Below are 12,526 nucleotides of genomic sequence, written 5' to 3'. Positions count from 1 at the left end.
ATGAGCACCACAACTGCGGCCCCCCTGCTGGACGTTCGCGGCGTCACCATGCGCTTCGGCGGCCTCACCGCCGTCAACAACGTCGACCTGACGGTCAGTGAAGGCGAGATCATCGGCCTGATCGGCCCCAACGGCGCCGGCAAGACCACCTTCTTCAACTGCCTCACCGGCCTCTACGTCCCCACCGAAGGCACCGTCAGCTACCGCGACAAGATCCTTCCGCCCAAACCCCACCTGGTCACCCAGGCCGGCATCGCCCGCACCTTCCAGAACATCCGGCTCTTCGCCAACATGACCGTCCTGGAGAACGTCCTGGTCGGCCGGCACAGCCGCACCAAGGAAGGCCTGCTGTCCGCCCTGGTCCGCGGCCCCGGCTACCGGCGCGCCGAAGCCGAGAGCCGCCAGAAGGCCATGGAACTCCTCGAGTTCACCGGCCTCGCCGACAAGGCCGAGCACCTGGCCCGCAACCTCCCCTACGGCGAACAGCGCAAGCTCGAGATCGCCCGCGCCCTGGCCAGCGAACCCGGACTCCTGCTGCTCGACGAACCCACCGCCGGCATGAACCCCCAGGAGACCCGGGCCGCCGAGGAACTCGTCTTCGCCATCCGCGACCGCGGCATCGCCATCCTGGTCATCGAGCACGACATGCGGTTCATCTTCAACCTGTGCGACCGCACCGCCGTCCTGGTCCAGGGCCAGAAGATCGTCGAGGGAGACCGGGAGACCGTCCAGAACGACGAACGCGTCATCACCGCCTACCTCGGCACCCCCCTTGAGCAGCCCACGGAGACGTCCGAATGACCACCGCACTCCTCGAAGTCCAGGACCTCCGCGTCGCCTACGGCAAGATCGAAGCCGTCAAGGGCATCAGCTTCACCGTCGCAGCCGGCGAAGTCACCACCCTCATCGGCACCAACGGCGCCGGCAAGACCACCACCCTGCGCACCCTCTCCGGACTGCTGCGCCCCACCCACGGCACCATCACCTTCGACGGCCAGCCGCTGGCCACCGTCCCCGCACACAAGATCGTCTCGCTCGGCCTGGCCCACTCCCCCGAGGGCCGGCACATCTTCCCGCGCATGACCATCGAGGAGAACCTCCTCCTCGGCGCCTTCCTGCGCCGCGACACCCCCGGCATCACCGAGGACATCGAACGCGCCTACACGCTCTTCCCGATCCTCGGCGAACGCCGCAAGCAGGCCGCCGGCACCCTGTCCGGCGGCGAACAGCAGATGCTCGCCATGGGCAGGGCCCTGATGTCCCGTCCGAAACTGCTGATGCTCGACGAGCCCTCCATGGGACTCTCGCCGATCATGATGCAGAAGATCATGGCGACCATCGTGGAACTCAAGGCCGCCGGGACCACCATCCTGCTCGTCGAGCAGAACGCCCAGGCCGCGCTCTCGCTCTCCGACCGCGGATACGTCATGCAGACCGGCAGCATCGTGCTGACGGGCACCGGCGCCGAGCTGCTGCAGGACGAGTCGGTCCGCAAGTCCTACCTCGGCGAGGACTGAGGGCCTTCGCAGAACGCAAGAGGGCCGGTCACGCATCCGCGTGACCGGCCCTCTGCGCTGTCCTGCCTGCTACCTACTGGTCCTCGGCCTTCTTGCGGTCCTGCGCCTCGCCCTCCTCGATCACAGCCTCCGCAACGGCCGCCATCGTCATCCGACGGTCCATCGAGGTCTTCTGGATCCAGCGGAACGCGGCAGGCTCGGTGAGCCCGAACTTCGTCTGCAGCACGCTCTTCGCCCGGTCCACCAGCTTGCGCGTCTCCAGCCGCTGGGTGAGATCCGCGATCTCCTCCTCCAGCGTCCGCATCTCCGTGTACCGCGACACCGCCATCTCGATCGCCGGCACCAGGTCGCTCTTCGAGAACGGCTTCACGATGTACGCCATCGCGCCCGCGTCCCGCGCCCGGTCCACCAGCTCCCGCTGCGAGAACGCGGTCAGCATCAGCACCGGCGCCAGGTGCGCCTCATGGATCCGCTCAGCCGCGGAGAGCCCGTCCAGGATCGGCATCTTGACGTCGAGGATCGCCAGATCGGGCTTCAGCTCCTCCACCAACCTCACCGCCGTCTCCCCGTCCCCGGCCTCACCGACCACGGTGTAGCCCTCCTCCTCGAGCATCTCCTTCAGGTCGAGCCGAATCAGGGCCTCGTCCTCGGCGATGACAATTCGGGTGATCTGGGGCGAGTCGGTCTCAAGCGCCTGGGGCTGCTCGTCGGCGGTGCTCACGTGACTCCTCGTTCCGGCGGGGGCTGCATGCACGAGAGTACCCAGACCCTGTATGTTTGAGTTAACTCGGAGGGGAGTCCACCTTCGATTGCTAGGCCCCGATAGCCCAATTGGCAGCAGGCGAAGGTCTCAAACACCTTACAGTGTGGGTTCGAGTCCCACTCGGGGCACTTTTCCTTCATTTCGAAGGCAGCCTGTACTGACCCAACGGCTGTCGACCATCGCACGTACGGGTGATTCCTCTCAATCCCCACTGCCGGTCGGCCGTTTCTCTGCGAATTTTCGTCGCATGTACGACCAGGCAACCCGAGCCCGCGCGATAGCCCTCCACCGCTCGGGCCTCACCTTCAGCGAAGTCAGCCGGGCCGCTGGAATCTCCCGCTTCTCGATCCGCGAGTGGGCCCTCGGCGCCACCCCCAGCCCCCGCATGACCGCCGAGTGCCCCCTGACACCCAGCGGCCTCGCCGCCGACCGGCCGTCTGCGGACTACAGCTACCTGCTCGGCCTCTACCTGGGCGACGGCTGTCTCAGCGAGGGCCGCAAGTCCGTCTACGCGCTGCGCATCGCGTGCGGCAATGCCTGGCCCGGGCTCATCGAGCTCTGTGCGCAGGCCATGCGCGCGGTGCCCGGTGCGGGCACCCGAAGCACGCGCACCGTCAACGGCACGGCCAAGCGCTACGAGTACCCCCGCTCCTTCCTCACCAACACGTCCACCGACATCATCGGCATCTTCACCCGCGCGCTTGACTCAGTCGGAGTGAGCTGGAAATCCGTGCGACGCACAAACGGCGTTACCAACATCTCCATCGCCCGCCGCGACTGCGTCGCCCTGCTCGACCGCCACATCGGCCCCAAGCACTAACCGCTACCCCTCCCCCTCCCCCGCCCCGTCCCGCACTCGCCGGTAGTGCCGGGCTGCCCGGGCCCGGTTCCCACAGCCGGCCGAGCACCATTCGCGCCTGGGGTGGTCCTTCACGAAGAACTGGATGCACCCTGGGCCCTGGCAGGCCCGCAGTTGCGCCCTTCGCGGCCCGGCCAGCAGGGAGATCGCGTCGCGCGCGATGGCCGCGAGCCGCGCTTCCTGGCCCGTCACCGTGCAGTGCTCGACCGGTGCCACATCGGCCGTCAGTTCCACCCATCCGGGCGCGGCTGCGGACGCCGCGTTGAGCACCGTGAGGTCCTCGGGCGCAGCGGCGGCTCCTTCGACGGTCGCCGTCAGCAGCGCGCGTAGTGCGCCCCGCAGGGGGGCGTCTCCAACGTGGTGGTCCTGAGCCTGCGCCAGACCGTTACCCCGCCCGCTCTGATGGGCCGGATGAACGCTGCTTTCCGCACCGTGCTGTTCGGTGGCGGATCGCTGGGCGGCCTGCTCGGCGGCGTGCTGGGCGACGCGGTCGGCCCGCGCGCGGCGCTCATCGCGGTGGCCGCCGGTTCGGCGCTGATGCTGGTGCCGCTGGCGCTGTCGCCGGTCAGCCGGCTGCGCGAGTTGCCGGCGGCCGTGCGGTGAGGTCGCGGCCGGTCAGGGCGTGGCCGTGCTGCGCGCCCGCCTGGCCCGTGGCGGCCGCCGTGGTGGGAGATCGGGATGTCAGGTGAGGAGAGCGTGAGCACTCCGGGGAGTTCCAACTGCTTTGCCTGGATTGTCCGTCTGCGCCGCTTGCCATGGCCCTGACCGAGACCTACCTTCTGGCCTCATGCCGCAGCCGCTCATTTCCGTCATCGTTCCCGCCTATGACCAGCACAGACAGCTCTCCGACTGCCTGGAGTCGATCCTCGACCAGTCGTTCGGGGGTTTCGAGGTGATCGTGGTCGCGGATCAGTCGCCGGACTGTCCGGCGGAGATCCCGCAGGCGGCTGCGGATCCGCGGGTGTCGGTGTTGCGGTTGAACGCCTCGGTGGGGGTCGGGCGGGCGCGGAACGCGGGGGCGGCGCGGGCCACCGGGCAGTACTTGCTCTTCCTGGACAGCGACCACCTGCTCACCCCTGGTGCGTTCCTGGCGATCCTGGACCGGTTGCGGGACTTCGACGAGGCCGAGCGGCCCGAGTTGCTGCTCTTCGGGCACACCCGGCTGCATGCGGGTCGGGTGTGGGCGGGGGCCGCGGAGGCGTTGCTGGCGCAGGCGGGGTCGGCGGTGTTCGGACCGTCGGAGCATCCGGAGTTGTTCGGGGCGCCGGCGCTGGCCTGGGACCGGTTGATCAGTCGTCGGCTCTGGTCGAGCGCCGAGCTGGCGTTCCCGGACGGGCGGTACGAGGAGGTGCCGCTGGTTCACCAGGCGCTGCTGGCGGCGCGGCGGATCGCGGTGCTGAACCAGGAGTTGGTGCAGTTGCGGCGGCGGCAGACGGTGCATCCGGCCGGTTCGCCGGGCGACAGCGAGTTCGACCTGTTCGACCAGTACGAGCGCAGTTTCGAGCTGCTGGCCGCGATGGGCGGGCCGGAGGCGGCGCGGCCTTTCCTGTTCGGGCGGATGATCCGGCACTACTTGTTCGTGCTGGATCTGGCGGGCTGTGTCAGTCGGGCTGAGCGTCCGCAGTTCTTCCACCGGGCGGCCGAGCACTACCGGCGGCGGCTGCCGGAGGGTTTCCGCCGCCCGGCCGGGCGTGAGGGCGTGAAGTTCTCGCTGCTCGCGGGCGGCGCGTACAGCGCGTTCGAGGTGGCGAAGCTGACCCAGATCGCGCGGACGGCGGTGACCGGTCGGGCCTCCTCCTGACGGGGCCCCGAGCAACGGCCAAGGGTCACCCGTCACCTCTCGTGCCCTTACAAGCGGCCGACGCCCGCCCCGGTTGCGGGGCGGGCGTCGGCCGCGTGCGCGTGGGTCAGTTGTCCAACTCCCCGTAGGTCAGTTGTCCAACTCCCCGACGTGGTGCACCCGCACCAGGTTGGTGGACCCGGCGAGGCCGGGGGGCGAGCCGGCGGTGATGATCACGATGTCGCCGCGCTCGCACCGGCCGAGGCTGAGCAGCTGCGCGTCCACCTGGGCGACCATCTCGTCGGTGGTCGGCACGAACGGGCCGAGGAAGGTCTCCACGCCCCAGGTGAGCGACAGTTGGCTGCGCACGGCCTGCTCGTAGGTGAAGGCGAGCACCGGGATGGGCGAGCGGTAGCGGGTCAGCCGCCGGGCGGTGTCGCCGGACTGGGTGAAGGCGATCAGGTACTTCGCGTTGAGGAAGTCGCCGATCTCGGCGGCCGCGCGGGCCACCGCGCCGCCCTGGGTGCGCGGCTTGTTGCGGATGGTCAGCGGCGGCAGTCCGGCGTCCAGCACCTCGGCCTCCACCGCCTCGATGATCCGGCCCATGGTCTTGACGGTCTCGACCGGGTACTTGCCGACCGAGGTCTCGCCGGAGAGCATCACCGCGTCGGTGCCGTCCAGCACGGCGTTGGCCACGTCGGAGGCCTCGGCGCGGGTCGGCCGGGAGGCGTTGATCATCGAGTCGAGCATCTGGGTGGCCACGATCACCGGCTTGGCGTTGCGCTTGGCCAGCTTGATCGCCCGCTTCTGGACCAACGGCACCTGCTCCAGCGGCATTTCGACGCCCAGGTCGCCGCGGGCGACCATGATGCCGTCGAACGCGTCGACGATGGAGTCCAGAGCCTCCACCGCCTGCGGCTTCTCCACCTTGGCGATCACCGGGAGGAAACGTCCCTCCTCGGCCATCACGGTGTGCACGTCCTCGATGTCCTTGCCGCTGCGGACGAACGAGAGCGCGATCAGGTCGGCGCCGATCCGCAGCGCCCAACGCAGGTCAGCGACGTCCTTGTCGCTGAGCGCGGGCACCGAGACGGCGACTCCGGGCAGGTTGAGGCCCTTGTGGTCGGAGACCAGGCCCCCTTCGATGACGATGCAGCGGACCCGCGGCCCGTCCACCTGCGTGACTTCCAGGCAGACCCGGCCGTCGTCGACCAGGATCCGCTCGCCGCGCGAGACGTCGCCCGCGAGGCCCTTGTAGGTGGTGCCGCAGATCTCCCGGTCGCCGGGGACGTCCTCCACCGTGATGGTGAACTCGTCGCCGCGTTCGAGGAGTACCGGCCCCTCGGCGAAAGTGTCCAGGCGAATCTTCGGACCTTGAAGGTCGACCAGGACGCCGACACTGCGACCGGTCTCGTCGGCGGCCTTGCGGACGCGGCGGTACCGTTCCTCGTGCTCGGCGTGGGAGCCGTGGCTCAGGTTGAATCGGGCGATGTCCATGCCGGCGTCGACCAGGGCCTTGATCTGGTCGTACGAGTCGGCGGCGGGCCCGAGAGTACAGACGATTTTTGCTCGGCGCATAACTCCGAGCGTATGCATTACCCGTGCGTAACAACGACGTTCCGACGGACAGTCATGTGACCAGTACCGGAAGCTTCGTTGAACTCTCTGACGCAAGCTGACAGCGCCTGCACGACTGCCCAGTTGACCGAACGGACCTTCAGCTGATGCCGATCCGTGAAAGCCTGTTCACCCCTGGTTCACCGGGGGGTCGGGTCCCGCTCGGCGCCCGGCGGGAGGCTCTGGATCCGATGACGAATCGCACGCGGCGGGGGATGGTGCGTTGATGAAGCGCCTGGTGGGAGTTGTGGTGGCGCTGGGGTTGGTAGCGGGGGTGGCGGTGATCATCGAGCAGAACTGCTGCAGACCGCCCGGAAAGGACACCTCGATCACCCTGCGCGGGCTGATCGGCTCGGAGAAGAGCGATTTCTTCGACAACCGGGACGTCCAGCGGGCACTGACCGCCAAGGGGCTCACGGTCCATGTGGATCACGCCGGCTCCTGGCAGATGGCCACGGACACGGAGAACGGCAGCTACGACTTCGCCTTCCCTGCCAGCTCGGTGGCGGCCGCCGCCATCAAGACCAAGATCACCACTGTGCCGGCCCGACCGTTCTACTCGCCACTGGTGGTGCTCGCCCGCTCGGACGCGGTCGACCTGATGAAGCAGGTCGGTCTCGCCTCCGACTCCAACGGCATCTTGACTTTCAAGACCAGTTACTACCTGGACCTGGCCACCGGCACCCAGACCTGGCAAGGCCTGGACACGGGCGACCAGAAGCACCCCGCGCTGCGCGGCCAGATCTTCGTCTCCACCACGAACCCGCAGACCTCCTCCTCCGCCGCGCTCTATCTGGCGACCATGGCCTACCTCCGCAACAAGAACCAGGTGGTTTCGACGACGGCCGATGCCGACCGGGTTGGAGCGGAACTGCACGATCTGATGGCCCGTCAGGGTTCGCAGCACGCCAGTAGTGATCAGCTCTTCAAGGACTTCATCGCGGGTGTGGGCAACCCGCTGATCTGGACCTACGAGTCGGAGGCCGCCGAGCGGGCCAGGAACGGCAAGCTGCCCAGCGATGTCATGGTGCTCTACCCGGATACCGGTATCCAGAGTGACCACACGATCGTCGAGTTGACGGACTCGGCGAAGTCGTTCTCCCAGGCTCTGCAGGAGGACCCGACGCTGACCACCCTGGAGGCCCAGTTCGGCTTCCGGCCGTCCGGCGACCCGGCGGCCTTCGGGAAGGCGATGGGCGGCACCGAGAAGCGGTTCGTCGCGGACGTGACCCAGTTGAAGGTGGCCCAGGCCGTACCGCCGTCCACCGACAACCTGCGGGAACTGATCAATGTCGCCATGACTGGACGGACCAACTGATGAGCGCCCGCACCATTCGCCGCGCCGCCCTCACCCTGCTGCTCGCCGCCGCCACCGCCTGCACCTCCTCCCCCAAGCCCGCGCCCGCCGCCCCGTCCTCCCCCGGCGCCGCCGCCCAGAGTGCGCCCGCCTCCGGCGCCGCCACCACCCTGCGGGTCCTCGCGGGAAGTGAACTCCAGGACATGCAGCCGGTGTTGGACGAGGCCAAGAAGGCCACCGGGGTCACCGTCCAGTTCACCTACACCGGCACGCTGGACGGCGCCGACACGGTCAGCTCGGGCAAGGCCGACGGGGCGTACGACGCGCTCTGGTTCCCGTCCAACCGGTATCTGCGGCTGGACCAGGCGGCCGGCGGCAAGTTGCTCTCGGAGACGCCGGTGATGGTGTCGCCGGTGGCGCTGGGGGTGCGTTCCTCGGTGCTGGCGGACCTGCACTGGGATCCGGCGAAGGTGAGCTGGGCGCAGGTCGGCGACGCGGTCAACCAGGGCAAGCTGAGCTTCGGGATGTCCGACCCGTCGCGTTCCAACTCCGGTCTCTCCGCGCTGATCGGGCTCGCCTCGGCGTTCTCCGGCGCGCAGGCCGCGCTCACCGAGGCCGATGTGGCGAAGGCCTCGCCCGCGCTGCGGACCTTCTTCAGCGGCCAGAAGCTGACCTCCGGCTCCTCCGGTTGGCTGGCGCAGGCCTACCAGCGCACCGCGCAGGGCGGTTCGGGGCAGTCGGTGGGGGCGCTGGTCAACTACGAGTCGGTGCTGCTCTCGCTCAACCGGACGCTGCCGGGCGATGCCCAACTCACCGTGCTGCGCCCGACCGACGGCGTGGTCTCCGCCGACTACCCGCTCACCCTGCTCAGTTCGGCCGCCGCGCCGGCCAAGGACGCGTTCAACCGGCTGAGCGCCTACCTGCTGCGCGAGGACGTGCAGCGCAGGATCTCCGACACCACCGAGCGCCGCCCCGTGGTCGCCGGGGTCACCCCCGGGCCCGGCCTCGGCGCCGACCGACGGCCCGAACTGCCGTTCCCCGGCAGCCGGTCGGTGGCCGACGCGCTGCTGGCGGCCTACCAGAACGAGCTGCGCCGGCCGTCCCGGACGGTGTACGTGCTGGACACCTCGGGGTCGATGGAGGGCGACCGGCTGACCTCGCTCAAGCAGGCGCTGGGGATCCTCACGGGGGCCAGTGACACCCGCGCGGTGAACCGCTTCCGGGACCGTGAGGAGGTCACCCTGATGTCGTTCGCGGACGTGGTGAAGTGGCAGCGCACGCACCAAGTCCCGGCCACCGCACCGGAAGCCGAGCTGGCCGCGATCAACGCGGACGTGCAGAGCCTGGCCGCGGACGGCGGCACGGCGATCTACAGCACGCTGGAGGCGGCGTACCAGGAGGTGGCCAAGCAGCAGGCGGCCGCCAAGGACGACCGGTTCACCTCGATCGTGCTGATGACCGACGGCGAGAGCAACCTGGGTGCCAGCGCGCAGGACTTCGCGGCCTTCTACAAGGCGCTGCCGCCGTCCGGGCAGGCGGTGCCGGTCTTCCCGATCCTGTTCGGCGAGGGCGCCAAGCAGCAACTGCAGGGCATCGCGGACACCACCGGGGGCAAGCTCTTCGACGGGACGGGCTCGCTGACCGGAGTCTTCGAGGAGATCCGTGGCTACCAGTAGGCCGGAGCAGAATTCGGGCGTGGCCGCCTGGTTCGGCAGCCTGCCGCACTACCTGGGCAGTGGGGGCGCGCTGGTCGGGCTGGTGGCCGCGCTGGTCGCGGGGGCGGGCCTGTGGTCGGTTGCGGTGGTGGCGGGGCTGTACGCGGCGGGGGCGGTGCTGGGGGTGACCTTCGGCCCGAGCGATCCCCAGGCCGCGGCCCAGACCGAGTCCCAGCCCCCGCCCGAGGCCGCGGCCCAGCCCGAGCCGCTCCCCGGCCCTCCGCCTCCCGCCGAACCCGACCCCCAACCTGAACCCGACCCCCAAGCCGAGCCCTCGCGAGGCCTGTCGGCCCGCCGACGCGCCACCCTCCGCGCCGAACTCGCCCTCCAGCGGGAGCACCTGGCGCTGGCGGCCTGGCCCGCCCCCGCGGCTGACCACGCCGGGCTGCTGCTCGACGCGGCGGCGGATCTGCTGGAAGCCGGCGGCCCGGCCGATCCGACCGGGTGGGTCCATGAGCTGGTCCCGGCCCAGTTGGACTGGTACGAGCGGGCCCTGTGCTGGTGGCGCATCGAGCCGCAGGGCGCCGAGCCCACCCCCGAGTTCGTCACCCGGGCCACCCGGCTGCTCGCACAGCTCCCGTCCCACTGACCTCACCCGCCCCGCCCGGCACCGCCTCGTCAACAACTCCTCACTTGCCGGTAACGTCCGGGGTCTATCCCTGGGCGGCCTGCACACGGCAAACTTCTACGCGCGTATCTCTACGCGCGTCGCACCCGCTTCCGTTCGACCATCTGGAGTGACCCATGCCCCTGAACCGCCGCGACTTCGTCACCCGGTCCGCCGCGACCGCGGCCGGCGCCGCCATGGTGGGAGGTCTCGCGGTGGCCGCCGGCGACCCCGCGGCCGCTGCAGAGGTCGAGCCGCAGAACCGCCAGAACCACCCGCACAAGGCGAAGTTCACCGTGATGGGCACCACCGACCTGCACGGGCACGCCGTCAACTGGGACTACTTCACCGACGCCGTCTACGCCGACAAGCAGAAGAACGCGGTCGGCCTGGCCAAGATCTCCACCCTGGCCAACCAGGTGCGCGACGAGGTGGGCTGGGACCGCACCCTGCTGATCGACGCGGGTGACATCATCCAGGGCACCCAGCTGAGCTACTACTTCGCCCGGGTCGAGCCGATCGCCAGCGACGCCGACGAGGTCCCCGAGCACCCGATGGCCACCGCCATGAACAACATGGGCTACGACGCGGCCGCGCTCGGCAACCACGAGTTCAACTACGGCATCCCGACCGTGCGCGCCTTCGAGGAGCAGCTGGACTTCCCGCTGCTGGGCGCCAACGCCCTGCACGCCAAGAACGAGAAGCCCGCCTTCCCGCCGTACGTGATCAAGACCCTGCACCTGGGCGGCGGCCGGCCGCTGAAGGTCGGCATCCTGGGCCTGACCAACCCGGGTATCGCGATCTGGGACAAGGCCAACGTGCAGGGCCGGATGACCTTCTCCGGCATCGTCGAGATGGCCAAGGTCTACGTGCCGAAGATGAAGGCGGCCGGCGCCGACATCGTCGTGGTCTCCGCGCACTCGGGCATCGACGAGCCGTCCTCCTACGGCGACCAGCTGCCCTACCCCGAGGACGCCTCCGGCGAGATGGCCGCCGACGTGCCGGGCATCGACGCGGTGCTGGTCGGCCACACCCACAAGGAGGTGGCGCAGCGGCTGATCGTCAACAAGGCGACCGGCAAGAACGTGGTGCTCTCCGAGCCGCTCTGCTGGGGCCAGCGGCTGACCCGGTTCGACTTCGAGGTGGAGTTCGACAAGGGCGCCTGGACGGTCTCCTCGCTCAGCTCCCAGGTGCTCAACTCCAACACGGTGGACGAGGACCCGGAGATCGTCTCGCTGCTGAAGGCGCAGCACGAGAAGGTCGTCGCCTACGTCAACCAGGTGATCGGGTCGAGCAAGGTGGACCTGTCGATCGCGGACGCGCGGTTCAAGGACGTCGCGATCATCGACCTGATCGGCAAGGTGCAGCAGGACACCGTCAAGGCGGCGCTGGCGGGCACCAGTTACGCCAACCTGCCGGTGGTGGCCCAGGCGGCGCCGTTCAACCGGACCGCGGACATCCCGGCTGGCACGCTCAAGCTGCGCGACGTGGCGGGCCTGTACATCTACGAGAACACCCTGGAGGCCCGGATCCTGACGGGTGCTCAGATCAAGGACTACCTGGAGTACTCGATGAAGTACTTCGCCCAGGTGGCCCCGGGTGCGGCGATCAACCCGGACACCCTGACCAACCAGCAGAACACCCCGGACTACAACTTCGACTCGGTGTACGGGGTGAGCTACGACATCGACATCGCGCAGCCGGTGGGCTCGCGGATCGTCAACCTGTCGTACGCGGGCAAGCCGGTCGACCCGGCGGCGCAGTTCGTGCTGGCGGTCAACAACTACCGGGCCAACGGCGGCGGCAACTTCCCGCACGTGGCGACGGCCAAGCAGGTGTGGACGAACTCGGACGAGATCCGCAACTCGATGATCGCCTGGGTGAAGGCCAAGGGTGTCATCGACCCGGCCGACTTCGCGGCGGTTTCCTGGCGCCTGGTGCGCGCGGGCGTGCCGGTCTTCTAGCAGGCAGCACTCGGCCCCCGCACCCGTCCAGGGGTGCGGGGGCCGAGTCGTGCGTTCAGTGCGCGGAGTGCTTCTCGGCGCCGCGGTGGCGGTGGCCCTTGAGTTCGGGGTGGGCCGCCGTCGCGCCGGTGTGCGCCCGTTCCTCGGGAGCCTTGCGGTGCGCGAAGGGGCCCTCACCGGAGAGTGCCGCGTACGCTCCGTATCCGGCCGACTTCGTGCCGCCGGACAGGTCGGTGTGCAGCACCGGTCCGATCGGGCGTGGCTTGGCGCCCAGCCCGGTCATCATGCCGCGGCGCTCCAGCAGGTCCTGGGTGCCGCGGCGGAGCTTGCTCGTACTGCCCGTCGGTCGCTTGGTCATCAGTGGCCTCCCATCGACGATCCCTCTGCGATGGTATGTCCAGTTCTGA

General features: G+C 69.4%; 13 protein-coding genes and 1 tRNA gene. 10 read left to right on the top strand and 4 right to left on the bottom strand.

Translation table 11 applies throughout. The annotated features are described in order from the left end of the window. The gene (locus BR98_RS31990; protein WP_051970575.1) at positions 1–801 is read left to right on the top strand and encodes an ABC transporter ATP-binding protein; all 801 of its coding nucleotides are present in this window, start codon (positions 1–3) and stop codon (positions 799–801) included. Then, positions 798–1,517, top strand: coding sequence for an ABC transporter ATP-binding protein (locus tag BR98_RS31985; protein ID WP_035850363.1), 720 nt, complete (start codon positions 798–800; stop codon positions 1,515–1,517). Before BR98_RS31990 ends, BR98_RS31985 begins: the two co-directional genes overlap by 4 nt. Before the next feature lie 73 nt (positions 1,518–1,590). Here BR98_RS31985 and BR98_RS31980 read toward each other — a convergent pair whose 3' ends face one another. Beyond that, a complete protein-coding gene (locus tag BR98_RS31980) occupies positions 1,591–2,238 on the bottom strand; it encodes an ANTAR domain-containing response regulator (protein WP_035850359.1) in 648 nt (215 codons plus the stop codon). 95 nt (positions 2,239–2,333) lie between these two features. Here BR98_RS31980 and BR98_RS31975 point away from each other — a divergent pair. Together BR98_RS31975 and BR98_RS31970 are read left to right on the top strand one after the other, a co-directional pair. Continuing rightward, positions 2,334–2,408: transfer RNA gene (locus tag BR98_RS31975), tRNA-Leu, on the top strand. A gap of 119 nt (positions 2,409–2,527) precedes the next feature. Continuing rightward, positions 2,528–3,100 (top strand): hypothetical protein, encoded by a 573-nt coding sequence (locus BR98_RS31970; protein WP_035850355.1) that lies wholly within the window; start codon positions 2,528–2,530, stop codon positions 3,098–3,100. 3 nt (positions 3,101–3,103) lie between these two features. On the opposite strand, the gene BR98_RS42170 is transcribed toward BR98_RS31970, so the two are convergent. Next, entirely contained in the window at positions 3,104–3,481 is a 378-nt protein-coding gene (locus BR98_RS42170) for a CGNR zinc finger domain-containing protein (protein WP_267886130.1), read from the bottom strand. Between the two features lie 69 nt (positions 3,482–3,550). Here BR98_RS42170 and BR98_RS31960 point away from each other — a divergent pair, with 69 nt between their 5' ends. Beyond that, positions 3,551–3,742, top strand: a complete 192-nt coding sequence (locus BR98_RS31960; protein ID WP_157538014.1) for a hypothetical protein — start codon at positions 3,551–3,553, stop codon at positions 3,740–3,742. Between the two features lie 184 nt (positions 3,743–3,926). After that, complete coding sequence (locus tag BR98_RS42165) at positions 3,927–4,940, top strand: glycosyltransferase family 2 protein (protein ID WP_035854535.1); 1,014 nt, start codon at positions 3,927–3,929, stop codon at positions 4,938–4,940. Between the two features lie 129 nt (positions 4,941–5,069). On the opposite strand, the gene pyk is transcribed toward BR98_RS42165, so the two are convergent. Further along, on the bottom strand, positions 5,070–6,515 hold the full coding sequence (gene pyk, locus BR98_RS31950; protein ID WP_267886106.1) for a pyruvate kinase: 1,446 nt from the start codon (positions 6,513–6,515) through the stop codon (positions 5,070–5,072). A gap of 247 nt (positions 6,516–6,762) precedes the next feature. Between pyk and BR98_RS31945 the strand changes: the two genes are divergently transcribed. The 4 genes from BR98_RS31945 to BR98_RS31930 all read left to right on the top strand — a co-directional run bounded on the left by BR98_RS31945 (position 6,763) and on the right by BR98_RS31930 (position 12,119). After that, on the top strand, positions 6,763–7,854 hold the full coding sequence (locus tag BR98_RS31945) for a hypothetical protein (RefSeq protein ID WP_035850349.1): 1,092 nt from the start codon (positions 6,763–6,765) through the stop codon (positions 7,852–7,854). Further along, positions 7,854–9,509, top strand: coding sequence for a VWA domain-containing protein (locus BR98_RS31940; RefSeq protein ID WP_198042318.1), 1,656 nt, complete (start codon positions 7,854–7,856; stop codon positions 9,507–9,509). The genes BR98_RS31945 and BR98_RS31940 overlap by 1 nt, the downstream gene beginning before the upstream one ends. After that, positions 9,496–10,137 carry a hypothetical protein gene (locus tag BR98_RS39830; protein WP_157538013.1) on the top strand — a complete coding sequence of 214 codons (642 nt, stop codon included), beginning with the start codon at positions 9,496–9,498 and terminating at the stop codon, positions 10,135–10,137. Before BR98_RS31940 ends, BR98_RS39830 begins: the two co-directional genes overlap by 14 nt. Positions 10,138–10,292: 155 nt before the next feature. After that, complete coding sequence (locus BR98_RS31930; RefSeq protein ID WP_035850345.1) at positions 10,293–12,119, top strand: bifunctional metallophosphatase/5'-nucleotidase; 1,827 nt, start codon at positions 10,293–10,295, stop codon at positions 12,117–12,119. 55 nt (positions 12,120–12,174) lie between these two features. Here the strand turns inward: BR98_RS31930 and BR98_RS31925 are convergent, their stop codons facing one another. Next, positions 12,175–12,477 carry a hypothetical protein gene (locus BR98_RS31925; RefSeq protein ID WP_035850343.1) on the bottom strand — a complete coding sequence of 101 codons (303 nt, stop codon included), beginning with the start codon at positions 12,475–12,477 and terminating at the stop codon, positions 12,175–12,177. Between the last annotated feature and the right edge of the window lie 49 nt (positions 12,478–12,526).

Origin of the sequence: Kitasatospora azatica KCTC 9699, assembly GCF_000744785.1 — a bacterium.
GTDB classification, from domain to species: domain Bacteria; phylum Actinomycetota; class Actinomycetes; order Streptomycetales; family Streptomycetaceae; genus Kitasatospora; species Kitasatospora azatica.
Note: the sequence above shows the minus strand (reverse complement) of the source record. Positions and strands in the feature narration are given on the sequence as shown.

What these genes read in the sequence shown, in the direction of transcription:
- BR98_RS31930 (WP_035850345.1), top strand. Translation starts at nt 10,293, where the DNA reads ATGCCCCTGAACCGCCGCGACTTCGTCACCCGGTCCGCCGCGACCGCG.
- BR98_RS31925 (WP_035850343.1), bottom strand. Translation starts at nt 12,477, where the DNA reads ATGACCAAGCGACCGACGGGCAGTACGAGCAAGCTCCGCCGCGGCACC.
- BR98_RS31970 (WP_035850355.1), top strand. Translation starts at nt 2,528, where the DNA reads ATGTACGACCAGGCAACCCGAGCCCGCGCGATAGCCCTCCACCGCTCG.
- BR98_RS31945 (WP_035850349.1), top strand. Translation starts at nt 6,763, where the DNA reads ATGAAGCGCCTGGTGGGAGTTGTGGTGGCGCTGGGGTTGGTAGCGGGG.
- BR98_RS31990 (WP_051970575.1), top strand. Translation starts at nt 1, where the DNA reads ATGAGCACCACAACTGCGGCCCCCCTGCTGGACGTTCGCGGCGTCACC.
- pyk (WP_267886106.1), bottom strand. Translation starts at nt 6,515, where the DNA reads ATGCATACGCTCGGAGTTATGCGCCGAGCAAAAATCGTCTGTACTCTC.
- BR98_RS31940 (WP_198042318.1), top strand. Translation starts at nt 7,854, where the DNA reads ATGAGCGCCCGCACCATTCGCCGCGCCGCCCTCACCCTGCTGCTCGCC.
- BR98_RS31960 (WP_157538014.1), top strand. Translation starts at nt 3,551, where the DNA reads ATGAACGCTGCTTTCCGCACCGTGCTGTTCGGTGGCGGATCGCTGGGC.
- BR98_RS31985 (WP_035850363.1), top strand. Translation starts at nt 798, where the DNA reads ATGACCACCGCACTCCTCGAAGTCCAGGACCTCCGCGTCGCCTACGGC.
- BR98_RS42165 (WP_035854535.1), top strand. Translation starts at nt 3,927, where the DNA reads ATGCCGCAGCCGCTCATTTCCGTCATCGTTCCCGCCTATGACCAGCAC.